The organism is Bacillus sp. FSL W8-1141 (assembly GCF_038593205.1).
GTDB classification, from domain to species: Bacteria; Bacillota; Bacilli; order Bacillales; family Bacillaceae; genus Bacillus; species Bacillus altitudinis.
This window is the reverse complement of record NZ_CP151973.1, coordinates 1,776,416-1,801,569: the sequence shown is the minus strand read 5'-3', so window position 1 is coordinate 1,801,569 and position 25,154 is coordinate 1,776,416. Positions and strand designations below refer to the sequence as shown.

Sequence of the window (25,154 nt, the reverse complement as noted above, 5' to 3'; positions counted from 1 at the left end):
AGTGTCAAAATGGAAAGCATACTCGAGGTAGGAAATCTAAAATCAAACGGACACTATGCATTCGCAACCATTCATCAAAACACGGTCTATGTGTCAGGACAATTTGCCATCAATCCTGAAACGACAGAAAAAGAGTTCGGCCCCATTGAAAAAGAGACATTACAAGCGCTTAAGAATGTAGAGATGATTGTCGAGGCTGCTGGAAGTCAAAAAGAAAAGATTTTGCGCATGACATTATACATTTCAGATATTGAATTATGGGACAAAGTAGATGCGGTTTATACCGAATTTTTCGGTGAACATAAACCAGCACGTACGATTGTACCAACGAATGAATTACATTTTGGTTTCAAAATTGAAATGGATGCCATTGCATATATTTAGAATATTTTTTTGACCACCCTATATAAAAAATTATATTTTGTATAAAAAAATATTCAAAGGGGCAGATGAAGAATGAATCAATTAAGTTGTAACCATTGCGGGGAAAAATATGAGATGACACCAACTCTATGGAAATGTGATTGTGGTGGAGTATTAAATCTAGTGAAAGATACCCCGAAAATAGACGTCGCAGCTTGGGATCACTATCCAAATTCATTATGGCGTTATGTTGAAACCATGCCATTTCCAAAAGATTCTAAGACGTGGGAAACTGTGACAATGGGCGAGGGCCAATCTCCTTTAATCGTTCTAGATCCTAATGAGCCAAACACTTATGTAAAAGTTGATTATATGATGCCGACACTATCATTTAAAGACCGTGGAGCAGCTGTGTTAATGACAAAAGCTAAGGAATTAGGGGTAACAAAAGTCATTGCTGATAGCAGCGGGAATGCAGGAACGGCAATTGCTGCGTATGCTGCGCGTTGTGGTATTGCCTGTGACATCTATCTAAGTGATCAAACATCACCTAAAAAAGTCGCTCAAATAAAAGCCCACGGAGCAACGATTAAAGAAATTCATGGTACACGAGAGGACATTGCAGCTGCGGCCCAAAAGGCAGTAGACGAGGAAAACGTTTTTTATGCAAGCCATGTCTATAACCCTTATTTTTTCGAAGGTACAAAAACATACGCCTATGAAATCTATGAGCAACTAAAAGGAGCACCGGATGCTTTAATCATTCCGGTTGGAAACGGCACTCTGCTGCTCGGTGCATATTATGGCTTTAGAGAGTTATTCGAAAATGGTCTCATTCATAAAATACCGAAAATTGTTGCTGTACAAGCGAAAAACTGCGCACCCCTTGTGAAAGCCTATCAAAATGAAGAAGAATCAGCATCACCTGTCACAAATAAAGGGACCGTAGCAGAAGGGATCGCTATTGCTGCCCCGGCTCGCTCCAAACAAATTTTAGAAGCTGTATACAAGACGAATGGTACGTTTATTGATATTGAAGAAGAAGAAATTATACATGCACGCTCTAAACTGAGTCAGAAAGGATTTTATGTCGAAGTGACATCTGCCATCAATTTTGCTGGCTACATGAAATATCAAAAGGAATCAGAAGAAACCATTATCATACCTCTTTGTGGGGCAGGGATTAAATCAAAATAACCTTAGGACTCTGGTAGAAAGATGTTTGTAAGACCGTTGCAGTTAGATTACGTCAACTGATTCACAATTGGCCTGATGATGATATAGATAAAAAGAACGCTCTCTATCTGGCAGAAGGAATGGAGTTAGCGCATCAACAAAATGAGCCAATCGGATTGATATAAGATGAGAAGAAAGCTACTTTAGAAAGCGTGTTTAAACCGTAGTAGCTTTCTTTCCACTCTACCTAATTATTTTTCATTTGTTCCTCTCCCCAATAACATATCTCATCTAATACAGGCATCAGTGATAAACCCTTTTCAGATAAACTATATTCTACTTTTGGAGGCACTTGGGGATATTCTTTACGATGAATTAAGTGATCCGCTTCAAGCTCTTTTAGTGTATTGGTTAATGTTTTAAAAGAAATCGTTCCGAGCTGACGTTTCAGCTGATTATAGCGAACAGGACCATCGTTTGAATATAAAGCATACAGAACTGGCATTTTATATTTCCCACCAATTAATGACAAAGTATACCCAAAACCAGTATCTTTTAGCTCAGCTTTCGTCTGGAAGGACTCCTCATTCATTTTATACTCTCCTTTGGGTTAGTATCGCACTTTGATTACCGTACTTGTAGTATGTTATAGCACACAATAAAATCAATGTACATCAAAAAATGATGCAAAACTCAGAAAAAGGGTGAATGAATAATGAAAACGATTGTCTATGCACATCCTTGGGATGGAAGCTATAATCATGCCATTTTGACTTCCATAACAGAAAAATTAGAAACAAAGAGAGAACCGTTTCAAGTAATCGATTTATATAAAGATGGATTTAATCCTGTTTTTACAGCTGAAGAATTAAAGCATTTTCATAAAGGAGAAACGCCTTATTCATTAGTGAAGGATTATCAAGAAAAATTAAAACAGTCAACAGAATTGGTATTTATATTCCCAGTCTGGTGGTGGGATCTACCTGCTATGTTAAAAGGATTTATTGATAAAGTGATGTTAAGGGGTTTCGCATTTACGGAAGATCAACACACTGGTGCTTTGAAAGGTTTATTGACAAATATAAAAAAAACAACCGTGATCTCAACATCTACAACAGATAAGGATTATATTGAATCGGAAGCTGGAAATGCCATTCAAAGCGTTTTTATTAACAGAACGCTAGCTGATTTGGGATTGAAAAATGAATCCACGAAATGGATTCATTTTTCTAGAGTGAACTTAACAACAGATGAAAAGAGAAAGCAATTTTTAAAAGAAATATCCCAGAATATTTGATTTACAGTACAACAAATAAGGCCCATCTTCTACGACCGATTTAATTTATTGAGAAGGTCGTAGAAGTTTTGAAAAACAAAAGGATAGACTTGTACAAGAAGGTAAATGTAGATCCATTGTATGATCTGATATACAATAGCCGTATAAGAATCCCACTATTTAAAGTAAAGCTTTATAACTTTAGTGCTACACGTTTCAGCAGACTCTTTATCACCAGTCATTTAAGCAACAACAAATCGAGCCTGCCTAATTGACCTCTTGCACTCCTCCAAATACCCCATTATTTAAATCCATACCATTTCTGTGTTTTTTTAATATTTTTTATAGCACTGCCGGCTCAAGCAGATTGTTAACATCATTTTCATTAAAAATAATACTGACTCATACCATTTCTAAAGATAGGCAGGGTCTTAGTCACTAGCTCTTCTGATGAAATAAGTCTTCCATCCTTATTCCATGTGTATGCAGCTCCGTATATCCCCCAACTTAGCATAGTAGATAGGGTTGTTACCATTTGTTTATCCTCTAATTCGATGATGTTGTTAGTTCCTTTTAGCATAAGATCAGCTATTAGTTTCTGTAACTCCTCTTTAATTTTACTTTCGATAATAGTTCCTAAAGAATGATAACCTTTGGGACATAGGTCGCTTATCTCTTTATGGTGATCACACATGGCTAGAAAAATATTTGCAATGACTTTTTCATTGAATCCATCGTGATCATTGAGTCTTTTTTTCAATTTGTCTGTAAATGTATTGGTGATTGTAGAATGTAACAAATCAAATTTATCGTCAAAGTGCGCATAAAATGTAGCCCGGTTAATAGTAGCCTTTTCTGTGATATCACGTACCGTTATATGGTTGAAATCTTTTTCACTAGCTAACGAAAGAAAAGAGTCTACAATCAACTGTCTTGTACGAAGGATTCTCGGATCTTTTTTTGGCATAATCATTTTTTCTTCTCCTTTTAGGGTTCATCATCTTGTCTAAAAACGACAATACATATAGAAGTGTTGCGTAAACTACATATTGGCTATTTTGATTATTGTTTATTATTCTTTTTCATCTTATCATCAATTATACAACGCGCGTTGCTTAAATAACACATGTTATCACGAAAGATTTTTGATCAAGGAAATCATTGTGATCATTCTGAATAACAAAAGGAGATAGACGACCATGAATATCACTATTTTTGGGGCAACTGGTGCAATCGGTCAACTTTTAACACAGTTTGCATTAGAAAACGGAGATTTCGTTACGGTATATGTTAGAAACCCTGAGAAAATCAAGCAAAAGCATTCGAATTTACGCATTGTAACGGGTGAACTAACGAACACTTCAGCTATTGAAACGGCAGTTTCAGAAGCTGATGTCGTGATAAGCACCTTAGGTCCCGGCATTGATTTGTCTCGAAAACAAAAAGGTACACCGATCGCCGACGGACATAACCGAATTGTCAAAGCGATGAAGAAATTCACCAAAAAAAGGTTGATTACACTCGCGACGCCAGCCTTGCAATCTGAAGACGATAAGAAAAGCTTATCGACGATATTGCCAAGAATATTGCCTAAACTTCTCATGCCAAATGGTTATGCCGAAATGAAGAAGATAGGAGAACTGATTAAACAATCGAACCTGGATTGGACAGTCGTTCGAATCATTAATCCTAATATCAAATACAACGGGCAATCTTACGGTTATTCATTCGGCGATCAGCCAGCTAAAATGTCCGTATCTAGGGAAAATGTCGCTAAACTCATGTATGACGCTGCTAGGCAACCCCAATTAATCGGAAAAATGCCCATTGTTTATAATCATTAAATGAGCTTTTTGTATGAGGTTGTTGATTCAGCAGAAATTATAGGAATCATTTAGAGTCATACCAAAATATTGCGTGTGAATTCTTTTTATAAGTATTCAAAATCAAAATCATAAAGGGGAAATGATCATGTCAAAAGTATTATTTGTTAAAGGAACACCTCAAAGTGAGGAACAATCAAGAAGTACGCAAGTTGCTAGAGCATTTATCAATGAATATAAGGAAGTAAATCCAACAGATGAAATAATAGAAGTAGATGTCTATTATGCAAATGTGCCATTAATCGATGCTGATTTTTTAACTGGACAAAAGAAGTTAAGAAGTGGGGAAGTGCTAACAGATGTTGAAGCACAAAAAATAGAAGCAGTGAATGCATTCACAAAGCAATTTATGGAAGCAGATAAATACATCATTCAGTCTTCAATGTGGAATTTAGGAATCCAACCTTTATTAAAAGCCTATTTTGATACCATCATGAGTGCTGGAAAAACGTTTAAATATACATCAGAAGGTCCAGAAGGATTGATGAAAGGGAAAAAAGCAATCCATATTCATGGTATGGGAGGATTTTATTCGCAGGCAATTGGAATGGAACATTCTGATTCTTACGTAAGAGGTGCGCTGAAGTTTGTTGGAATTGAAGTGGAACCAACGATTTTTGTTGAAGGTATTGACTATGATCCAACTAAAGAAGAAGAAATTGTTACTTCAACAATTGAAAAAGCAAAAGAGGTAGCACGAACGTTTTAAAAAAAGCATTGGTGGGATTAGTTAAAAAGATTTTAATTAACATCATCCCACCTCGCACGTTCAAAAGCGTAATAAAGAAGAATAGACAAAATACATTCATCAAAATCATAAAGGGGGAACATATGATGAAAGTAGAAATTTGGTCTGATTTTGTTTGCCCGTTTTGTTATATTGGCAAACGTCAATTTGAAATAGGGTTAGAACAGTTTGAACATAAAGAAGAGGTAGAAGTCGTATTTCGACATTTTCAATTAGATCCATATGCGAAAAAAAATACAGGAATGGATATCCATCAAGTATTATCCTCTAAGCATGGTGTCCCATATGAAAAAGCAAAAGTACTGAACAATCAATTGAAACAGAAAGCAAAAGAGGTTGGGTTAGATTATCAATTTGATACAATGATTCCTACAAATTCATATGATGCACTTCGTCTTTCTTATTATGCAAAAGAGAAAGGGAAGATTCGGGAGTTTATGGAGCGTATTTTGAAAGCTCATTTCACGGATTCACTAGATATCGGTGATCACGCAACACTTGCTCAACTTACAAGTGAAATAGGGCTTGATGGCAACGAAGCTATGGATGTTTTATCAAATGATCAATATAGCGAGAATATCGCAGCTGATAGAGCCGAGGGATTAAAAATTGGGATTCAGGGCGTTCCCTTTTACGTTGTGAATGATAAATATGTCATCTCAGGAGCACAGCCTAGTGAAGTATTTTTAGAAACATTACAACAGGTATGGAAAGAAGAGTACGCGAATCGTAAGGTTGAAGAGCATAAATTAGAGTCGTCGCTCGATGATGATTGTTCAGATGGAACATGTAAATCTTAATGAATATTCAAAAAAGATTCAGAAATCACAAAAGAATATTATAGTATTTCAAGGCTCAGGTATTGTTGTTCTAAATCTTGCAGTAGTGCCAACATCAGTTGACTTGTATTGAACCTAATTGGTGCTCGTGTGATATAGCTGCTTTAAATACCACTTTATTATGAATCATTTACTTCCAAAAAATCAAAGGGGTTTAGCGATATGAAAAATACAATTTTCCAAGGCACAATCGAGCATTCAGGATTTGTAGTACCCGATATCGAAGTAGCAGTTGAATTCTTCACTCATATTTTGGGTTTTGAAGTCTTGTTCCGGCCAGGACGGATGCAGTTTGAGGACGATAGTTTAAAAAGATACTTTGGGGTTCACGAACAGTCAATTGTAGAAGGGGCGGCATTTTTGCAATATGGCGGTAGAAAGATTGAACTGGTTCAATGGTCGACGCCAGATCAACAGAATGTTCACCTAAAACCCAGTGATATCGGTGTAGCCCATCTAGCTATTACAGTTACCAATATAGAAGAGGCTTTAAAATATTTTGCAGAACAGTCTGATGTTAAAGTTAGAGAGCTGAGCCCTCTTGGATTTTTCTATATCACAACTTCATGGGGGATGGAGATTCAAATAATGGAATTACCCCAAAAACCTTTATGACCTATTTTTGAAACAGTTTGCTGAGACTGGAAAATAATGCTGCTTTTGAGTCAATTGAATATAAAATCTAATAATAAAGAGGATCAAGTCAAAGGTTCTCTTTTTTGCATTAATTAATATCTAGTTTACATAATATATATTCTAGGAAGTTAAACAATAATTGAATTTTCTTTGTCTCATTATTAAGTATACTTATCTTATTGAGATAAAAACAAAAAATGAAAATCCAACGGTTGATTCGTCAGATTTTCATTCCTCTAAATGTTTTAAGATTTTTGCGGGATTCCCGCCAACAATCACATTTGCCTGAACATCTTTTGTCACAACGGCTCCTGATGCAATGACAGCATGATCTCCGACTGTCACACCTGGATTGATAATGGCGCCGCCGCCAATCCATACATGATGTCCAATTGTGACTGGTTTGCCGAATTCAATACCTGTTTGACGTTCTTCTGGATTTAACGGATGTCCAGCTGTATATATATGTACATTCGGACCTAACAAACAATGATCTCCAATTGTAATCTTGCAAACATCTAATAACACAGCATCAAAATTTGCAAAAAAATGCTCACCGATCTCGATATTGTATCCATAATCACATTGTATTCTGCCTTCAAACACCACATCTTCTCCGCAAGCGCCTAAAAGCTCCTTTAAAATGGCCTTTCTCTGTGATGGCTCATTTGTTTGCTGATAGGCAAATGTCAATTGTCGCGCTTTTGCTCGATCTGCCATCAATGTGTGGTCATTTGGATGATAGTATTCTCCCTTGATCATCTTTTCTTTTTCTGTTTTCATGTTCATCTCCCTTTTGTTGAAAATTCATTCATCGTTTGAATGAATGCCTCGGTGAATTGTGTTGTCGTCTCATTTCCTCCTAAATCCTTCGTTTTCAAGTTCTTTTTTAAGGTCTCATCAAGAGTATGTTCGATCAGACTGGCTGTCTGTTTTAATCTTTCATCTTGATATTTCACATGCAGCCAGTTACAAAGCATCACTGTAGAAAGAATCATGCCCATTGGATTGGCGGTATTTTGACCAGCTATATCAGGTGCTGAACCATGTGCCGCCTGTGCCATCGCTTGATTTTCGTTGCAATTTAATGAGGGTGCCATTCCTAAACTGCCGACTAGTTCCCCTGCAAGATCAGATAAAATGTCGCCAAACATATTTTCTGTCACAATCACATCAAAATCACCTGCACGTCTCACTAAATGAGCAGCCATCGCATCAATATGAATATCCTCAACCTCCACTTGTGGATATGCTTTCGCTACCTCTTGACATGTTCGTAAAAACAAGCCAGATCCTAATTTGATCACGTTCGCTTTATGAACAATGGTGACTTTCCCCCTCCTCTCCACTGCACGTTGAAAGGCTGCGTGGGCAATACGGGTAATTGCTTTTTTTGTAAACACACCTGTAGATATGGCGACATCTGGTGTAATCATCCACTCTCCTGTCCCCTGATACATATTCCGGTCTGGATAAAAGCCTTCTGTATTTTCTCGAAAAATGACCAGATCGACGCCACTAGCAACGCTTTTCACACCTGGCAGCGATTGCGATGGACGAATATTTGCAAATAAATCAAATGTATGACGCAGTTCTCCACTTGGATTTCTTCTTTCTTTCAATTGATCAGGATATGAAGCTGAATCATGAGGTCCTAATATCCAGCCATGGCATTTTTTCAAGGCGGCTATAGTAGAAGCTGGCACTGGATCTTGATGAGAATGAATGGCTTCAGCACCGATAGGACACTCTACAAATTCCACAAATGGTTCATTGAACTGTGACAACGCTGTCTTTAAAATACGCATACTAGAATCAACAATTTCCGGTCCAATCCCGTCTCCCTTTAAAATACCTATTCGATATGACATATGTATCGCCCCTTTTGTCTTTATTCTATCAAAGAATGATGAAGTTGGAATATTTTCTTCATGATGATCCTCCCTCATGTTATTTACGAATCAAGAAGTCTCCTTTATAATCGAGTAGATTTGTTCTGTATGACTACATAGATATGAGGGATTAGATGAAATTAAAGTGGTATAAAGCGATTATTGTTATTTTTACGATGTCTGGGATATCCATCTCCACTTGGTTTTCAAGAACACCAGAAGTGAGAGATTTATTACAAGCAGATACAGGCACAATGGGACTCATTTTACTCGGCTTATCTGTAGGTTCCATTGTCGGGCTGATTCTTTCCAATGTATTCGTTCGCAAAAAAGGCGGCCGAGTGGCGATTGTGGTCAGCGCTTTTTTGATGTTTATTGGATTCTCAACCCTTGCAATCGGCGCCGCCCTCTCTTCTACGCTGATTGTCACTGCTGGTCTTTTTCTTTTTGGTTCAGGCTCAGGCATGTGCAATGTAGCCATGAACTTAGAAGGAACGGAGATTGAGTATCAGATCAAGAGAACGATCCTGCCGATTTTGCATGCTTCTTTCAGTATTGGAACGTTAATTGGTGCAGGTGCCGGAATTCTCTTTATTTATTTAGGTGTGTCTGTCCTCATTCACCTTCTCACCATTGCACTCCTTTTCTTTCTCAGCATCCTGATTTGTACACGGTTTATTCCGCACGGGACAGGAAAAGATCCGGATAAGACGCAGACAGAATCAGTTGAGGCTTCTCAAACATCATGGCTGAACAAACGGACGATCTCATTAGCGATGATTGCCTTATGTCTCGCATTTGTAGAAGGTTCTGCAAATGATTGGATTCCACTAGCAATGGTTGATGGCTATCAGGTTTCTCATTCAATGAGTACGGTCATCTATGCATTATTTTTGTGCGGGATGATTAGTGGCAGATTACTGAGCGGACGTTTCATTGATCGCTTTGGCAGGGTGCTGTTGCTAAGAGTCGCGATCTTATCTGCTGCCGCCGGACTATTCTTGGTGATTTTAAAGATTTCACTCGTCGTGTGTATGATATCTATCTTTTTATGGGGACTTGGCGCGTCCTTAGGCTTCCCGCTGACCATTTCAGCAGCTGGTGATGATAGCCGCTATGCTGTCAAACGTGTCAGTATCGTCACTTTATCTGGGTATACAGCCTCTCTATCAGGGCCCCCTGTTTTAGGACTGCTCGCCAATCAAGTCGGTCTGCTTCATGCGTTTATTTTTGTTCTGTTTGCCATTTGTATTGCAGGAATCTTTACAAAAGCTGTTGCAAAACCGACATCAATACATTCTTTTTGAAAAGTGCCAGATCTTTGATCTCGGTACTTTTTTAAATTTAATAAATAAAATTGAAACCTTTCATGAAGTGAAACAGTCCTATAGATGTCTTGATGTTTATCGCTTTTTTAAAGAGGGAAAGTAAAAAAATAAGACTTTTCAAATAACTGAAAACGTGGTAAGATCATGAAAATAAACAGGAAGGGGTGAGAAAAATGAAAAAAAATATGCTTTTAAAATTAGCAGTCTTATTCATAGCACTTGCAAGTTTTCATTTGTTCTCAATGCCTCATTCCGTTCAGGTATACCATCATGCAAAGGTGGTTGCTGATCAAGAATCACATGAAATGAAAATCGTTCAGACAGCAGGCGATGAAAAGAAACAAAAACATGTGAACGCAGTATTTGCGGCATTTACAGCACTGCTAGTCATTGGCAGTATGGCAGCTGGATTTGCACGCATCACTTATACTGATCGATTTGACCGGAAAAAGAAGCATTTACTTGCAGTGTTCTACCAGTCTTCGAATTTCCGAGTAGCTCGTGTTAACCCAACCATTTAAATCAAACAAAAATTGGGAGGTTTTACACGATGTTATTTTTCTTAAGAGTATTCATTCTAGGTCTATTCTCTGTCACTTCACTTTCTCTTTTCGTTTACCAAGGAATTGAAGTAGTGCATGCCATCACAAGCATGTTTGGCAATCACGAGAGTTAAATTGACCTCAATATAAAAAACCCCCTGCGTAAGGCAGGGGGTTTTCGTTTTGCTTATTTATTGTCATCTTGGTCAGATGCAGCAGGTGATAAAAGAACTTGAGTTACTTCTCCCTGCTCTTCCTCATCTAAAATAAACGATCCATTGCTATAACGATCATTTGCCCTTAGTGTGGAAATATCGAGCGGGATCGTGGCACCCTTTTCCGTATCAATCTCAAGTGTATCGTGCAGTGAAGCAGCAATCACAGCAACAATTCTGTGAGGATTTTTCTTTAATTCTCTTAGCATGATCACTCCACGTTTTGCTCTTGATGTCTTATCAAATTCAGAGAGGTTCATCCGCTTCACAGCACCTCTTTGTGTCGTAAGAACAAGCACATTGTTCTTCGGATCAATGATTTGTCCAGAGACCACCTCGTCTCCGTCCTTCAAATTGATGCCTTTCACACCAGCCGCTCTCGGACCGACCACACTCACTTCTTCTTCATCAAACCATAATCCATAGCCATTTTTCGTTGCAATAAACAATTCTTGCTGACCTGTTGTGACATGAACATCTACAAGTTCATCATCACCTTTTAAATTCAAGGCGACAAGCGGTTTTGAATAACGCTGCGCTTTATATTGGAGAAGCTCTGTTTTCTTCACCATACCGCCTTTTGTAAAGAACAGGAGATACGATGATTCATCGAATTCTTTAATTGGGATCGCTTTTTGAATGGTTTCATCGCGATCAATCGAAATAATATTCGTAATGTGCTGCCCCATGTCTTTCCAGCGTATATCTGGCAACTGATGAACTGGACAGTAAATGTAGCTCCCTCTATTCGTAAATAGCAGAAGAACATCTGTTGTATTCATTTCAAACTGGTGAATCAGTCGGTCTGTATCCTTCATACCGAAGTCCTTACCGTTTGATGCAGCATAGGAACGCTGGCTTGTCCGTTTGATGTATCCATCTTTTGTGACTGTGACGTACACGTCCTCTGATGCGATCATCACTTCAAGGTTAATCTTAATTTCTTCAATTTTTTCCTCAATGACGGATCGTCTTTCATCAGCATACGTCTTTTTCAACTTCTTCAAGTTGTTCGTAATGACTTTAAACAGCTTCTTCTCATTCGCTAAAATGTCTTCAAGCTCTGCAATTCGCACGTCAAGCTCTCTTGCTTCGTCTCTTAGTTGAGTGATATCTGTATTTGTTAAACGATATAACTGGAGAGAAACAATCGCTTCTGATTGAGCTTCTGTAAAATCATATTTCTCCATCAAATTGTTTTTCGCATCACGCTTATCATTAGACGAACGAATCGTCGCAATGACTTCATCTAAAATGGAAAGAGCTTTAATTAATCCATCTACAATATGATGACGTTCTTTTGCTTTTCGAAGCTCGTATGCTGAGCGGTTCGTCACCACTTCTTTTTGATGAGCAATGTAAGCGTCTAGTACAGTTGTAAGCGTCATTAAAGTCGGTCTTCTGTTATGTATCGCGACCATATTAAAGTTATATGGGATTTGCAGATCAGAATTTTTATATAAGAAATTCAAGACACCATTCGCATCCGCTTCTTTTTTCAGCTCTACAACAATCCGAAGGCCGGTACGGTCCGTCTCATCCCGAACTTCAGAAATCCCTTCTACTTTTCTTTCAATGCGGAACTCGTCCATCTTTTTGACAAGATTGGCCTTATTCACTTCATAAGGAATTTCTGTGATCACGATTTGCTGGCGTCCACCGCGGATGGTTTCAATCTCCGCTTTTCCGCGAATCATAATCTTTCCTTTTCCTGTTTCATATGCCTTCTTAATACCATCCACACCTTGAATGATCCCGCCTGTTGGGAAATCTGGCCCTTTGATGACTGTCATTAAATCTTCAACCGTACAATGCGGCTGTTCAATTCGCTTAATCACGCCATCAATCACTTCTCCTAGGTGGTGCGGCGGAATATCAGTCGCATAACCGGCTGAAATCCCTGTTGACCCGTTCACAAGAAGGTTGGGAAACATCGCTGGTAAGACAACAGGCTCTTTGCTTGTATCATCAAAGTTCGCGACAAATTCGACTGTCTCCTTGTCGAGGTCTTTTAAAAGCTCTGATGCAATTGCAGAAAGCCTTGCTTCCGTATAACGCATGGCAGCAGGAGGATCTCCGTCGATACTCCCGTTATTTCCATGCATCTCAATCAGCACATTTCGCACTTTCCAATCCTGGCTCATTCTCACCATTGCTTCATAAACAGAAGAATCACCATGCGGATGATAGTTACCAATTACGTTACCGACTGTTTTGGCAGCTTTACGGAAGTTTTTATCTTGTGTATTTCCTTCCGCATACATTGCATATAAAATTCTTCGTTGTACAGGCTTTAATCCATCACGTGCATCTGGAAGTGCACGATCTTGGATAATATATTTACTATAGCGACCAAAACGGTCCCCAATCACTTCTTCTAACGGTAAATCATGAAATCGTTCTTGTTGTGCCATGTTTAAACCTCCTCAGCTAGCGACAAGTTTTCATTTTCAAGAATGTTGCTTTCCTCATCAAGTCCAAAGGCGACATTCTTTTCAATCCATTTACGGCGTGGTTCTACTTTGTCACCCATCAGTGTCGTGACGCGGCGCTCCACCCGTGCAGCATCATCGATCTTCACCCTGACAAGCGTTCTCGACTCTGGATTCATTGTCGTTTCCCATAGCTGGTCGGCATTCATTTCACCTAAACCTTTATAGCGTTGAATCGTATATCCTTTTCCAACTTTCTTTAACACGTCATCCATTTCTTCATCAGACCAAGCATATTCAATGACTTCTTTCTTCCCTGAGCCTTTGCTAACTTTATATAAAGGCGGAAGGGCAATGAATACTTTGCCATGCTCAATCAGCGGCTTCATATAGCGGTAGAAGAATGTAAGCAATAGAACCTGAATATGCGCGCCATCTGTATCAGCATCTGTCATGATGACAATTTTGTCATAATTGATGTCTTCTACATTAAAATCGACACCAACCCCGCCGCCAATGGCATGGATAATGGTGTTGATTTCTTCGTTTTTGAAAATATCCGCAAGCTTTGCTTTCTCTGTATTAATGACCTTTCCTCGAAGCGGTAGCACCGCTTGGAATTTTCGATCACGTCCTTGCTTGGCTGATCCACCAGCAGAGTCGCCCTCTACTAGATACAGTTCATTTCTTGCCGGGTTTCTAGATTGAGCAGGTGTTAATTTTCCGCTGAGTGTTGCTTCAGATTTTTTCCGTTTCTTGCCGCTCCTTGCTTCTTCTCTTGCTTTTCTAGCCGCTTCTCTTGCCTGCTGCGCTTTAATCGCTTTTTTCACAAGCAGTGTCGCCGTTTCGCGGTTTTCTTCAAGAAAATAAGCCAATTTTTCAGAAATCACGGCATCAACAGCTGACCTTGCCTCACTCGTTCCAAGCTTTCCTTTTGTTTGTCCTTCAAATTGAAGAAGTTCTTCAGGAATTCTGACAGAAATAACAGCTGACAGGCCTTCACGAATATCTGTACCTTCTAAATTTTTGTCTTTTTCTTTTAAAAGGGTCACTTTGCGTGCATATTCATTAAAGGCTCTCGTCATGGCCGTTTTTGCACCAGACTCATGCGTACCGCCATCTTTGGTTCTTACGTTATTGACGAACGACAAAATATTTTCTGAATATCCGTCGTTAAATTGAAAGGCAAAATCGACTTCAATGGACTGATGTTCGCCTTCAAACGAAACGACTTCACTAAGTACATCCTTTTCCTCGTTTAAATAAGCAACGAACGCTTCAATACCTGTCTCATAATAAAAGGTTTCCTGCACATCATGGCGCTCATCAATCAGCTCTATTTTTAGCCCTTTTAATAAAAAGGCTGATTCTCTTAAACGCTCTGATAATGTATCAAAATTATAGGTGGTGACACTGAACATCGTTGGATCTGGCTTAAAATGAATCAGTGTACCGGTCTTTTTCGTTTTCCCGATTTTTTCAAGTGATGTGACTGGCTTTCCGCCATGTTCAAAGCGCTGGTGATAAATAAATCCATCGCGTTCTATCGTCACGGTGAGCCACTCTGAAAGTGCGTTCACAACGGACGCCCCAACCCCGTGAAGTCCACCACTTGTTTTATAACCACCTTGACCAAATTTTCCGCCTGCGTGCAGGACCGTTAAAATGATTTCTGGTGTCGGTTTTCCAAGCTTATGCATACCAGTAGGCATTCCGCGCCCTTTATCTTGGACGGAAATGCTGTTATCTTTATGTATTTTGACAATGATATGATCTCCATGGCCAGCGAGCACTTCATCGACAGAGTTGTCTACAATCTCATAGACAAGGTGATGAAGACCGCGTGAATCCGTCGATCCAATATACATCCCTGGGCGTTTACGGACCGCTTCAAGCCCCTCTAGCACCTGAATAGAATCATCGTTATAATCTACTTGCTGCTTTTTAACCAAATGCTTAATCCCCTTTCACTAACAAACATAACCGGCTAATCATCAATGATCTCTCTAGATTTTAATGATGATCATGCTGCTCATTACTGTCCACTTTAATAAGCTGCATCATCACCATGCATGTGTGATTCAGCGATACATGCTCTTTTGCACGGTTATGAGAATGTTCTACATTCTGCAATCAGAACTAGAAGTCCATTATAAACAAGACTGTTTCATAAGCCAAATGCAATCATATGATGGTTTTAGCAAAACAGAACAAATGTTCTATATTTATCTTATCGCTCTTTTTCTCGATATGCAAGGTCACCGATAGGTCCCTGTCGCCTTATTTTATCGCTTTCTTCTAGAATCGCAAATATATTTCTGCAACAAAAAAGCAAAAATCCTTGAAAAACCAAGGATTTTTGACGATTTAATGAGTTTTTGTCATCGCATGAGCCACTTTGATACATAAGTCCATGATGGCGACCTTGCCATTTTCCTCAATCAGCCTTTTTGCCTCTTCATGATATACGCCTTGCTGCGCCCAAAAAACAGGTGCGTCTATTTCAAGAAATTCTTTCGCCACCTCAGGCAAAAACTCAGAACGTCTAAAGACATTGACGATATCAACAGGCTCTTTTATGTCTTTTAAAGAGGCGACCGCTTTTACCCCAAGTGCTTCATCAATCGTTGGATTGACAGGAATGATGTCATAACCGGCATCCTGCATGGCTTTTGAAACCATATAGGACGTTCGGTGCGGCTGATCTGACAAACCTACAACTGCAATTCGCTTACTGCTTTTTAATATACGCCCAATTTCTTGTTTTGAAGGATGATTCATCCAGACACTCCTTTTCTTCTATTTTAGCGAATTTCTTGTTAAAAACAAAGCTGAATTCATCGGCCATCGTTTTTTTTCAAAAAAAGATCGCCATGTTTTTCATAAGATCATGTTAAAATGTAAGACAAGAGGGAGAATATAAAGGAGTTATGCAGATGTTAATTGCTTTGATGTTTATTTTGGCTTATCTTCTCGGCAGTATTCCATCAGGTCTCATTGTCGGGAAAGCTGCAAAGGGAATCGATATCCGTGAACATGGCAGCGGGAACCTAGGTGCGACGAATGCATTCCGTACACTAGGTGTGAAAGCAGGGTCCATCGTTATCACAGCTGATATTTTAAAGGGGACTCTTGCTTCGGCTTTACCGTTTTTCATGCAACTGGACATTCATCCCTTATTAGCAGGAGTTGCTGCTGTTATCGGTCACAGCTTTCCTGTCTTTGCAAAATTTAAAGGGGGAAAAGCGGTCGCTACATCAGGCGGCGTGCTGTTATTTTATGCCCCGTTCTTATTTATCACGATGATCGCTGCTTTTTTCTTATTTTTATACATTAGTAAATATGTTTCATTATCATCTATGCTGACTGGGATCTACACATTCATTTACAGCATATTCACCCAAGATCTATTTTTAATTATTGTTGTTGCTGTTCTTGCTGGCTTTGTGATCTTCAGACACATCGCCAACCTCAAACGAATTCTCAACAAAACTGAACCGAAAATCAAATGGCTTTAGCCGTTTCATCAATTTAAATATGTGGTAAAAGTAAAGAAAAGCTGTTTTTGCATCCTGCATTTAAAAACAGCATGACTTCAAAAAGGGGCGATCACATTGAAATTAACGATAAAAGATGATGCACTCAATTGGTACAAGAATGAACTGGATTTAGAAAAAGGTGATCATGTTCGCTTTTTTGTCAGATATGGCGGGTGCAGTAATGTACAAAAAGGCTTTTCTCTCGGCGTCGCAAAAGATGAACCTCAAAATGCCGGCGCAACCGCTGAAGTAGAAGGCATTACTTTCTTCGTGGAAGAAAGTGATATTTGGTATTTTGACAACCATGATCTGCATATTGATTATAACGAGTCCGTGAAAGAACCAGAATTTCATTATGAATAAACAAAAAAGATACCTCATCCCTCGGGTATCTTTTTTGTTTATCACTCAATATAAAGTCCATACTCCTGAATGTTTCCTAACAACCGCTCTTTTTGCAAAATCCGTTTTTGCGAATCACCGATGAGATCAAAATGAGGAAAACCTTCGCGAACATGGATCCATTCTTTCTTTAATCCATGCTTTTGTCCCCAAGCGATTAATTGCTCCATATCCTGACAGGCTGCCTTTGTGACAGTATTCGCATGCGGAAAACGGTCATCAAGCCAATAGTGTGTCAAAAAGGCCACATTCCCTTGCCGAACAGCTGATTTCCAAGCATTCAAATCTCTTCTTTTAATTCCAAAGGCCATGAATCAAACCTGCTTCTTGGACTGTTCGTATACGCTGTGCCATGCAGGGAAAGCTTTTCTAAATTGAATCGGTCTAAAGGTTTCTTTGTCCACACAAATATGTGAGGTGGTCCCTGTAATAGCCGTTTGTCCATCAGGTTTTTGTATTTCATAGCCGTACACTGTTTTCACGCCGTTATATTCTTCTATCCATGTGTGAACTGTAGCCGTTTCACCGTACAGTAGTGGTTTCTTATATTGAACCTGAAGATCGACAACAGGTGCAAGGACACCGTCTGCCTCTAACTGGGCATAGGAAAAGCCTAATTCTTTAATTAACGCTGTTCTGCCGACTTCCATCCAAATTAAATAGTTGGCATGATACACAATGCCCATTTGATCTGTTTCTGCATAACGGACTTCTATTTCTTTTTTAGATACATACACGTTTTCATCGCTCTCCTATCAAAACCTAACGTCTCTGACATTTTACCACATTCCAAATGGTTCTTCTAAAAAGAGGCAATAAAATAAACCAGGAATCCCTGGTTTATTCAGTGTAACCGCTCTTTCTTGCTGCTTCCTCGTCCTTTATTTCAGAACGCATTGCGTCAATACTTGTTCTACGGTTTTCATTTTTTTGCTTGATCATCTGCTTTTCTTCCTCTGTTGAAAGACCCATTGCTGCTTCAGATTCATCAATATTTTCAAGTGTGTTTTCGATCATATCCTGCAGCTTCTCAACATTGTCAGAACGATCATCTGGATTGGATTGATATGACTTGTCATTCATCATGCTTCCCTCCTATTATTCGCCCTTCGTCTGTATCACATCAGGCTGTTCATTCGATTTATTATGCATCTTTTTACCTTTATTTCGTTTGTATGCTACAGGTTTTGTCCCTAAATGGTCTGGTGTAAACTGCGCTTGTTTATCATGCTCTCTACCCATCATTCATCCCTCCCTCTTCTTTAGGATGAACGAAAAAGGACAAATCATAACTTATTTTTGTCTAAATCGCTCTTCCAACTTTTCTTCAAGCTGGTTTAAAAATTCCTCATTGCTTAATAATTCTTTTTTATTTTCAAGCACAAGTTCTTCAAATGTACGGCGCTTTCTTCTTCTCATGTCTATCACCACCTCCACTCTGTTCATACCATTTTCGCCAAAACATTTAGAAAATAAGCAAAAAAGAGCTGAATCATTATAGATCCAGCTCTTTTTCAATTTCTTTTTTTGTGAGCATTTGATGCTTTACAGACAGGATACGCCCTTTTTCATCTAGTATGTATGTCGTCGGATAGGAAAGTACCTGATATCTTGCTTGAATACCTTTTTGATCTAATAAAACAGGAAAACTGACTTTAAGTTCATCAATAAATGAGGCGACGTGATCCACACTCTTTTCAGTGTTCGTCAAATTCACCGCTAGTACCTCAACTTGGTCATTTTCACTTCTAATTGCGTCTAGATCTGGCATTTCTGTTCGGCAAGGCTTACACCATGTCGCCCAAAAATTGAGGAGTACTTTTTTCCCTCGATAATCAGATAACGATGCCGTTTTGCCATCAAGGGTTTTGAGCTCAAAATCAGGGGCTTTGTCCCCTGTTTCAAGACCGATGGCAGGTTCTTTTGGTCCGAATACATTCCATGCAAGTAAACCAATCAACACAAGTAAAACAGCGCTTGCCATTCCTTTTTTCCACATGATTGATCCTCCACTATGTTAAAAAAGAAGAGAAAGCTGTCTAATCGCCTTCTCTTCTTTGCTTTATTAGTTGCTTGCCAATTTTTCACGCAAGACCATTTGAAGGATACCACCATGACGGTAGTAGTCAATTTCGACTTCACTGTCAAAGCGAACAATTACTTCAAATGTTTTCTCGTTGCCATCTGTATCAATTGCTTTTACAGTGACAAGATCACGCGGACGAACTGTTTCATCAACATCTACTTCGAATGTTTCTGTTCCTGTTAGTCCATAAGTTTCTGCACTTTCACCGTCTTTAAACTGTAAAGGAAGTACGCCCATGAAGACAAGGTTACTTCTGTGGATACGCTCAAAGCTTTCCGCTAGAACGAATTTAATTCCAAGAAGATTTGTTCCTTTTGCAGCCCAGTCACGAGAAGAGCCCATTCCGTAATCTTTACCTGCTAAGATCGCAAGACCAGTTCCATCTTCTTTATAACGCATGCATGCATCATAAATGGATGTCACTTCACCAGTTGGCCAGTACGTTGTATACCCGCCTTCTGTTCCTGGTGCGATTTGGTTCTTAATACGGATGTTTGCAAAAGTACCTCTCATCATAACATGGTGGTTACCACGGCGAGATCCGTATGAGTTAAAGTCTCTAGGCGATACGCCTCTTTCTTGCAAGTATTTACCCGCAGGTGTGTCTTTACCAATCGCTCCAGCAGGAGAAATATGGTCTGTTGTGACAGAGTCACCGAACTTGGCAACGACGCGCAATCCTTTAAGCGGTTCAACTTTACCAGGTTCAACTGATAAGTTTTCGAAGAATGGCGGGTTTGCAATGTATGTGGAATCTTCATCCCATTTATACAATGCATCGTCCGTCGTTTTAATTTCATTCCAGCGGTCATTGCTGTCAAATACAGTTTCATACTCTGAACGGAAGAGTTCAGGTGTAACTGTGCTTTTCACAACACTGTTGATTTCGTCCATTGATGGCCAAATGTCATTGAAATAAACGTTCTCACCATTTTTATCGACACCGATAGGGTCTTTTGTTAAATCAATATTGACCGTACCAGCAAGTGCATACGCCACAACTAATGGTGGAGATGCAAGGTAGTTTCCTTTCACAAGCGGATGGATACGTCCTTCAAAGTTACGGTTACCTGATAAAACAGAAGTGATCAGCAGATCATTTTCAGAGACAGCATCCTCAATTTCTTGTGCAAGCGGTCCTGAGTTTCCGATACAAGTTGTACAGCCATACCCAACGATGTTAAATCCGAGGTCTCTTAAGTATGGAAGAAGTCCTGAGTTCACGAGGTATCCTGTTACAACCTTAGAACCTGGCGCTAGTGACGTTTTCACGTAGTTTGGCACCTTCATGCCAAGCTCACTTGCTTTCTTCGCAACAAGACCTGCTCCGATTAAGACGTATGGGTTCGATGTATTCGTACAGCTCGTAATCGCTGCAATCGCAATCGCACCTGTCTTCATCACAGCTTTTTCACCATTTGCTAGATCAAATTCGATTTGTTTGTCTAGCTCTGATTTTTCTAAGCCAAACCCTTGGTTACCAGCTGGGCTTTCAATGTGCTGATGGAACGTTTCTTTCATTTTAGAAAGTGGAATCAAATCTTGTGGACGCTTTGGACCAGATAAGTTTGATTCAATTTGAGAAAGATCAATTTCCACAACATCTGTAAAAATTGGCTCTTCTGCATCTGGCGTATAGAATAAGCCATTTGCGCGAGAATATTCTTCAACGATATTAATTTGCTCTTCATCACGTCCAGTAAGGCGAAGGTAAGCAAGAGCTTCCTCATCTACTGGGAAGAATCCGCAAGTAGCACCGTATTCAGGCGCCATGTTTGCAATCGTTGCACGATCCGCTAGCGGCAGCTGTGCAACTCCAGGTCCGAAGAATTCAACGAATTTGTTCACTACGCCTTTTTCACGAAGAACTTGTGTCACTTTTAAGGCAAGGTCAGTTGCAGTTGTTCCGTTTGGAAGCTCTCCAACTAATTTAGCCCCAATGACTTCTGGTACTGGGAAGTATGAAGGCTGACCGAGCATTCCAGCTTCTGCTTCGATACCGCCAACGCCCCATCCAAGTACACCGATACCGTTAATCATTGTTGTATGTGAGTCAGTACCAACTAATGTATCTGGGTAAGTGATGATCTCGCCATCTTCCTCGATTGCATGAACAACACTTGCAAGATACTCTAAGTTCACTTGGTGAACGATCCCTGTTGCAGGCGGAACAGCTTGATAATTGTTAAACGCTTTCTTTGCCCAGCTAAGGAAGTTATAACGCTCTGCGTTACGTTCGAATTCTAAATCCATGTTAATGTTTAATGCATCTTCAGTTCCAGCTTTATCGACTTGTACAGAGTGGTCAATGACCAGGTCAACTGGAATTTCAGGGTTGATTTTATCTGGGTCTCCGCCCACATCTGCCATTGCTTTTCTTAAAGAAGCAAGGTCAACGACAGCTGGCACACCCGTGAAGTCTTGTAAAATAACACGAGAAGGTTTAAATGGAACATCAATTTCTTTTACCTCGGCAGTTCCCCATTTTGCCAAGTTCTCAACGTGTTCCTTTTTGATCACTCTACCGTCTACTTGGCGAAGCACTGATTCTAATAGTACCTTAATGGAATAAGGCAATTTAGAAACATTTCCGATTCCTTGTTTCTCGAGTGCTTCTAACGAATAATAGTGATACGTTTTCCCATTTGTCGAAAACGTTTTTCTAGATTGAAAAGCGTCTTGTTTAGCGACTTGCTGCTGTTTCGACATGTCCAAAATCCCCCTTTTGATGATCAAGATCAATTTCAATTCTCAGAAAAATCGTCGTATTTCACCACAATTTTCTCACAATTTCATCTTAAAACAAATTCATACATAAGTAAATAACAATGCTTTTATTAAATTCAATAAGTTTAGCTTATCATGAGGAAATGATTACTCTTCATAAACTGAGTAGCATGGGTTCATACTAATGCTGAGGTGATAGAACATGACAAAAAGAAAAGCAAATCATGTCATTGACGGCATGAACGCAGCCAAAAGCCAAGGAAATGGTGCAGGTTATATAGAAAATGATCAGCTCGTTTTAACAGAAGAACAAAAGCAAAACAATAAAAAGCGTAAAAAAAACCAATAAGAAAGGAGTGAGAAATGATGACGAACAAAAACACAGGGAAAGACATACGTCAAAACTCTCCTAAAGAGCATCAAGGCGGGCAGCCTGAGCCACTATCAGGCAGTAAAAAAGTGAAAAATCGCAACCATACAAGACAAAAGCACAATTCACATCATGATATGTAAACATTCTCTCTTAAGCCCGTGACCAAACGGGATGTTTTAGGTCTTTCACACATTTCAGCTTTTATCATATGATTTATTATGAGATGTGATGGAGGAGTGTTTATGGAGAATGAAAAGCAAGTGAATTCCTCTGATTTTCTTGAAATAGATGATTGGCTGAATGTATTAATGGACGATCCTTTTGCATGGTATGACGAACAGCTCCCAATCGATCTTTATGAAACGAGCCGTGATTATATTATTGAGATCGACCTCTCCACCCTATCGATCACTGATTTAAAACTGACCTTTTCCGGATGTGAGCTCATCCTCGCTTATTTGATTGATGAAAGAGAACAGCCGATTGAAAAAAGTGTCATGCTCCCTTTTTATTTGAATGACAAAGACATTGATACAGATTACGAAAACAGAATCATATCAATCAAAATCAAAAAGGATGCCCATCGGCAAGACGGAGCATTTTCCTTTCAAATGCCACACTTCAAACATTAAGAGCCCGCCTGTATACAGGCGGGCTCTCTTCCGTTCGTTTCAAGTCAATACCTTGTGCGAACCACCATGGCCAAATAGTAGAGTCGCTATACAATAATGTATTCCTTTTCTACTAAATGGTTTGGGTCATTCTAGTAAATGGGCGCCTCTTGATCAAAAAAGGCGTTTTAGAGAAAAAACACATACATTTTTGTTATTTTCTTCTACCTTCCCTTCATGTAAAATAGAATAGAGAGAAGGGATATAGGGAGTGAGAACATGTTAAGCGGCTGGTTTTTGTGGTTCATTTTATTTTGGGGTACAGTGATGATTGGATTACTAGCAATCGGTGGCTTTTTTATGTTTCGCAAGTTTTTAAAACGATTGCCGAAAGAAGACGGGAAATCAGAGCTTGATTGGCAGGATGAATATATTCAAAAGAGCCTGCACCTATGGCGCGATGAAGACAAACAGCTATTAAATGAGCTAGTATTACCGGTTCCAGAGCTGTTTAGAGATGTCGCCAAAGAAAAAATCGCCGGTAAAATTGGCGAGCTGGCACTTAAAGAACAAGCGGCCAGCATTAATTTAGACTTAATCATTCGCGGCTATATTATCGCTACACCGAAGCGGGATCATAAATTTCTACTAAAGCGCCTTCAAGAAAAAAAGATCGACCATTCACCATATGAATCTTTATTAAAATAACCTCCTTTTTAAAAAGGAGGTTTAATTTATTTGGGCCTGCTGCACATCTAATTGTTTAGACATCTTTCTAAACGACAAATACATCGCAACACGCCAAGGGACAATCATGCCAAAGGCTAGAATCCAAAACATCCCGCTAAGCGCACCATAATCAATGGAAGAGCTTAAAATCGTCTTCATTCCGATACGAAGGACAAGAAGCCCAATGAGAATAAACACAAATGCTTTTGAACGCTTCAAATAGATTTCATTGCCTCTAATTTCAAATTTCGATGTTTTAATTAAAAAGATAGAGAAAAACATCCCTACAGTAATCGCCTCTAAAAATTCAGCTCCAGTTACTTGAAACATTGGCACAAAAAACATCAGTGCACCAGTGCTCATAAAGATAGGAGGTAAAATAATTTTTTTCGCGGTTGCAGGTTTTGCAGATGATTTAATGCGAATAAACATGACGGCTACCGCCATACATACCGCCACTATAGAAGAAATTATGATCATCATATCAAATCATTCCTTTATTCTTTAAGGTCAGCCTATGTATAATATACTCCAATTGACGAAAAAAAACCATTCGCCGCGACTGTAGAAAACGATTTCAAAAACCAGTAAATCCTCCAAATAATGATGAGAACATAATAATGATCCACGTCAGAAGATCAAAGAACAGCAAGATTCCTACCACGATCATAATAATCCCGCCAGTTTTCATAATGAGCTGCTGGCGCTTTCTGATCCAAGCCATTTTTGTGATGAAAAAGGAAAGAACAAAAAATGGGATAGCAAAACCTAATACATACGCAATCATGTAGGTCACAGCGGACTCTGGCTTGTTGCTGGCAAGTGTGATGAGAGCTGATAAAATCGGGCCGGTACATGGTGTCCAACCAGCAGCAAAACCCATTCCAATGAGAATCGATCCAAAAAAACCGGCTGGACGATTTTTAAACTGCAACCTCTTTTCTCCCATTAAAAAAGAAGGCTGAAATACACCAAGAATCATAAAGCCAAAGAAAATAATGAGAATGGCACCAATTTGACGAATCGCATCTTGATATTCAATGAAAAACTTCCCAACAAACGATGTCCCAAATCCAATGGCAATAAAAATGAGAGAGAACCCAATTAAAAAGAATAATGTATGAAGAAGACTTCTCCTTCTCAGCATCACCTTCTCAGATTTCACTTCATCTATACTAACGCCCGTAATATAGGATAAAAAGGCTGGATAAAGTGGCAGACAGCACGGTGAGATGAAAGAAAGAAACCCTGCTCCAAACGCTAAAAAGTAATTCAAATCTGACAAAAGAACACCCCCTTCTTACAATATACAATAAGAGATGACAAATTCATTTCATTTTTTTTACATCATCTCAAT

The 25,154-nt window shown here is 39.2% G+C and carries 32 protein-coding genes; 16 read left to right on the top strand and 16 right to left on the bottom strand.

The genetic code is table 11. The features are described 5' to 3' along the window. The first annotated feature begins 9 nt into the window (after positions 1–9). Both NSQ52_RS09105 and NSQ52_RS09100 read left to right on the top strand, forming a co-directional pair. Positions 10–384 (top strand): RidA family protein, encoded by a 375-nt coding sequence (locus NSQ52_RS09105; protein ID WP_017367342.1) that lies wholly within the window; start codon positions 10–12, stop codon positions 382–384. 72 nt (positions 385–456) lie between these two features. After that, positions 457–1,560 carry a threonine synthase gene (locus NSQ52_RS09100; RefSeq protein ID WP_342474075.1) on the top strand — a complete coding sequence of 368 codons (1,104 nt, stop codon included), beginning with the start codon at positions 457–459 and terminating at the stop codon, positions 1,558–1,560. 226 nt (positions 1,561–1,786) lie between these two features. Here the strand turns inward: NSQ52_RS09100 and NSQ52_RS09095 are convergent, their stop codons facing one another. Beyond that, positions 1,787–2,131, bottom strand: coding sequence for a helix-turn-helix domain-containing protein (locus tag NSQ52_RS09095; RefSeq protein WP_144680410.1), 345 nt, complete (start codon positions 2,129–2,131; stop codon positions 1,787–1,789). Between the two features lie 123 nt (positions 2,132–2,254). On the opposite strand from NSQ52_RS09095, the gene NSQ52_RS09090 reads away from it, so the two are divergent. Further along, the gene (locus NSQ52_RS09090; RefSeq protein WP_144680408.1) at positions 2,255–2,836 is read left to right on the top strand and encodes an NAD(P)H-dependent oxidoreductase; all 582 of its coding nucleotides are present in this window, start codon (positions 2,255–2,257) and stop codon (positions 2,834–2,836) included. 364 nt (positions 2,837–3,200) lie between these two features. Here NSQ52_RS09090 and NSQ52_RS09085 read toward each other — a convergent pair whose 3' ends face one another. Further along, positions 3,201–3,788: a TetR/AcrR family transcriptional regulator gene (locus tag NSQ52_RS09085; protein ID WP_243173138.1), complete on the bottom strand. Its 588-nt coding sequence runs from the start codon at positions 3,786–3,788 to the stop codon at positions 3,201–3,203. 226 nt (positions 3,789–4,014) lie between these two features. Here NSQ52_RS09085 and NSQ52_RS09080 point away from each other — a divergent pair, with 226 nt between their 5' ends. From NSQ52_RS09080 to NSQ52_RS09065, 4 genes are all read left to right on the top strand, one after another. Next, on the top strand, positions 4,015–4,659 hold the full coding sequence (locus NSQ52_RS09080; protein WP_113747409.1) for an NAD(P)H-binding protein: 645 nt from the start codon (positions 4,015–4,017) through the stop codon (positions 4,657–4,659). 127 nt (positions 4,660–4,786) lie between these two features. Next, on the top strand, positions 4,787–5,407 hold the full coding sequence (locus NSQ52_RS09075; protein ID WP_058337567.1) for an NAD(P)H-dependent oxidoreductase: 621 nt from the start codon (positions 4,787–4,789) through the stop codon (positions 5,405–5,407). A 125-nt stretch (positions 5,408–5,532) separates the two neighbouring features. Then, positions 5,533–6,246, top strand: coding sequence for a DsbA family oxidoreductase (locus tag NSQ52_RS09070; protein ID WP_342474074.1), 714 nt, complete (start codon positions 5,533–5,535; stop codon positions 6,244–6,246). A gap of 201 nt (positions 6,247–6,447) precedes the next feature. Then, the gene (locus tag NSQ52_RS09065; protein ID WP_039167759.1) at positions 6,448–6,900 is read left to right on the top strand and encodes a VOC family protein; all 453 of its coding nucleotides are present in this window, start codon (positions 6,448–6,450) and stop codon (positions 6,898–6,900) included. 249 nt (positions 6,901–7,149) lie between these two features. Here the strand turns inward: NSQ52_RS09065 and NSQ52_RS09060 are convergent, their stop codons facing one another. Together NSQ52_RS09060 and NSQ52_RS09055 are read right to left on the bottom strand one after the other, a co-directional pair. Beyond that, the gene (locus NSQ52_RS09060; RefSeq protein ID WP_144665506.1) at positions 7,150–7,704 is read right to left on the bottom strand and encodes a sugar O-acetyltransferase; all 555 of its coding nucleotides are present in this window, start codon (positions 7,702–7,704) and stop codon (positions 7,150–7,152) included. Positions 7,705–7,706: 2 nt separating this feature from the next. Next, positions 7,707–8,870, bottom strand: coding sequence for an isocitrate/isopropylmalate dehydrogenase family protein (locus tag NSQ52_RS09055; RefSeq protein WP_178896731.1), 1,164 nt, complete (start codon positions 8,868–8,870; stop codon positions 7,707–7,709). Positions 8,871–8,947: 77 nt separating this feature from the next. Here NSQ52_RS09055 and NSQ52_RS09050 point away from each other — a divergent pair, with 77 nt between their 5' ends. The 3 genes from NSQ52_RS09050 to NSQ52_RS09040 all read left to right on the top strand — a co-directional run bounded on the left by NSQ52_RS09050 (position 8,948) and on the right by NSQ52_RS09040 (position 10,817). Beyond that, complete coding sequence (locus tag NSQ52_RS09050; protein WP_025207405.1) at positions 8,948–10,120, top strand: MFS transporter; 1,173 nt, start codon at positions 8,948–8,950, stop codon at positions 10,118–10,120. 194 nt (positions 10,121–10,314) lie between these two features. Continuing rightward, complete coding sequence (locus tag NSQ52_RS09045) at positions 10,315–10,662, top strand: hypothetical protein (RefSeq protein ID WP_008343786.1); 348 nt, start codon at positions 10,315–10,317, stop codon at positions 10,660–10,662. A gap of 29 nt (positions 10,663–10,691) precedes the next feature. Next, positions 10,692–10,817: a hypothetical protein gene (locus NSQ52_RS09040; RefSeq protein ID WP_008343787.1), complete on the top strand. Its 126-nt coding sequence runs from the start codon at positions 10,692–10,694 to the stop codon at positions 10,815–10,817. Positions 10,818–10,870: 53 nt separating this feature from the next. Here the strand turns inward: NSQ52_RS09040 and parC are convergent, their stop codons facing one another. The 3 genes from parC to NSQ52_RS09025 all read right to left on the bottom strand — a co-directional run bounded on the left by parC (position 10,871) and on the right by NSQ52_RS09025 (position 16,111). Continuing rightward, on the bottom strand, positions 10,871–13,312 hold the full coding sequence (gene parC, locus NSQ52_RS09035; RefSeq protein WP_217967110.1) for a DNA topoisomerase IV subunit A: 2,442 nt from the start codon (positions 13,310–13,312) through the stop codon (positions 10,871–10,873). Positions 13,313–13,314: 2 nt separating this feature from the next. Continuing rightward, positions 13,315–15,282 (bottom strand): DNA topoisomerase IV subunit B, encoded by a 1,968-nt coding sequence (gene parE / locus NSQ52_RS09030; protein ID WP_007499323.1) that lies wholly within the window; start codon positions 15,280–15,282, stop codon positions 13,315–13,317. A gap of 415 nt (positions 15,283–15,697) precedes the next feature. After that, a complete protein-coding gene (locus NSQ52_RS09025) occupies positions 15,698–16,111 on the bottom strand; it encodes a CoA-binding protein (protein ID WP_007499324.1) in 414 nt (137 codons plus the stop codon). 155 nt (positions 16,112–16,266) lie between these two features. Here NSQ52_RS09025 and plsY point away from each other — a divergent pair, with 155 nt between their 5' ends. Together plsY and NSQ52_RS09015 are read left to right on the top strand one after the other, a co-directional pair. Beyond that, positions 16,267–16,848 (top strand): glycerol-3-phosphate 1-O-acyltransferase PlsY, encoded by a 582-nt coding sequence (plsY, locus tag NSQ52_RS09020; RefSeq protein WP_008343794.1) that lies wholly within the window; start codon positions 16,267–16,269, stop codon positions 16,846–16,848. A 96-nt stretch (positions 16,849–16,944) separates the two neighbouring features. Further along, entirely contained in the window at positions 16,945–17,232 is a 288-nt protein-coding gene (locus NSQ52_RS09015) for a HesB/YadR/YfhF family protein (RefSeq protein WP_008343795.1), read from the top strand. Positions 17,233–17,273: 41 nt separating this feature from the next. On the opposite strand, the gene NSQ52_RS09010 is transcribed toward NSQ52_RS09015, so the two are convergent. The 7 genes from NSQ52_RS09010 to acnA form a co-directional block, all read right to left on the bottom strand. Continuing rightward, positions 17,274–17,582 (bottom strand): hypothetical protein, encoded by a 309-nt coding sequence (locus NSQ52_RS09010; protein ID WP_277518434.1) that lies wholly within the window; start codon positions 17,580–17,582, stop codon positions 17,274–17,276. Positions 17,583–17,585: 3 nt separating this feature from the next. Beyond that, positions 17,586–18,008 (bottom strand): thioesterase family protein, encoded by a 423-nt coding sequence (locus NSQ52_RS09005; protein ID WP_008343800.1) that lies wholly within the window; start codon positions 18,006–18,008, stop codon positions 17,586–17,588. Positions 18,009–18,111: 103 nt separating this feature from the next. Continuing rightward, a complete protein-coding gene (gene tlp / locus NSQ52_RS09000; protein WP_017359579.1) occupies positions 18,112–18,354 on the bottom strand; it encodes a small acid-soluble spore protein Tlp in 243 nt (80 codons plus the stop codon). Positions 18,355–18,369: 15 nt separating this feature from the next. Next, positions 18,370–18,513 (bottom strand): acid-soluble spore protein N, encoded by a 144-nt coding sequence (locus NSQ52_RS08995; protein WP_008357830.1) that lies wholly within the window; start codon positions 18,511–18,513, stop codon positions 18,370–18,372. Between the two features lie 51 nt (positions 18,514–18,564). After that, complete coding sequence (locus NSQ52_RS08990) at positions 18,565–18,690, bottom strand: FbpB family small basic protein (RefSeq protein ID WP_003211002.1); 126 nt, start codon at positions 18,688–18,690, stop codon at positions 18,565–18,567. A gap of 76 nt (positions 18,691–18,766) precedes the next feature. Then, entirely contained in the window at positions 18,767–19,270 is a 504-nt protein-coding gene (locus tag NSQ52_RS08985) for a TlpA disulfide reductase family protein (protein WP_008343807.1), read from the bottom strand. A 66-nt stretch (positions 19,271–19,336) separates the two neighbouring features. After that, positions 19,337–22,066: an aconitate hydratase AcnA gene (acnA, locus tag NSQ52_RS08980; RefSeq protein ID WP_039167737.1), complete on the bottom strand. Its 2,730-nt coding sequence runs from the start codon at positions 22,064–22,066 to the stop codon at positions 19,337–19,339. A 220-nt stretch (positions 22,067–22,286) separates the two neighbouring features. On the opposite strand from acnA, the gene sspO reads away from it, so the two are divergent. The 4 genes from sspO (at position 22,287) to NSQ52_RS08960 (ending at position 23,776) form a co-directional block, all read left to right on the top strand. Next, positions 22,287–22,433, top strand: a complete 147-nt coding sequence (gene sspO / locus NSQ52_RS08975) for a small acid-soluble spore protein O (protein WP_017359581.1) — start codon at positions 22,287–22,289, stop codon at positions 22,431–22,433. A 17-nt stretch (positions 22,434–22,450) separates the two neighbouring features. After that, positions 22,451–22,597 carry a small acid-soluble spore protein P gene (locus tag NSQ52_RS08970; protein ID WP_003211331.1) on the top strand — a complete coding sequence of 49 codons (147 nt, stop codon included), beginning with the start codon at positions 22,451–22,453 and terminating at the stop codon, positions 22,595–22,597. 102 nt (positions 22,598–22,699) lie between these two features. Then, complete coding sequence (locus tag NSQ52_RS08965) at positions 22,700–23,089, top strand: Hsp20/alpha crystallin family protein (RefSeq protein ID WP_025207398.1); 390 nt, start codon at positions 22,700–22,702, stop codon at positions 23,087–23,089. A 258-nt stretch (positions 23,090–23,347) separates the two neighbouring features. After that, positions 23,348–23,776, top strand: coding sequence for a DUF2621 domain-containing protein (locus NSQ52_RS08960; protein ID WP_007499335.1), 429 nt, complete (start codon positions 23,348–23,350; stop codon positions 23,774–23,776). A 21-nt stretch (positions 23,777–23,797) separates the two neighbouring features. Here NSQ52_RS08960 and NSQ52_RS08955 read toward each other — a convergent pair whose 3' ends face one another. After that, positions 23,798–24,280 (bottom strand): cytochrome c biogenesis protein CcdC, encoded by a 483-nt coding sequence (locus tag NSQ52_RS08955; RefSeq protein ID WP_039167726.1) that lies wholly within the window; start codon positions 24,278–24,280, stop codon positions 23,798–23,800. Between the two features lie 94 nt (positions 24,281–24,374). Continuing rightward, positions 24,375–25,082 (bottom strand): cytochrome c biogenesis protein CcdA, encoded by a 708-nt coding sequence (locus tag NSQ52_RS08950; protein WP_342474073.1) that lies wholly within the window; start codon positions 25,080–25,082, stop codon positions 24,375–24,377. Between the last annotated feature and the right edge of the window lie 72 nt (positions 25,083–25,154).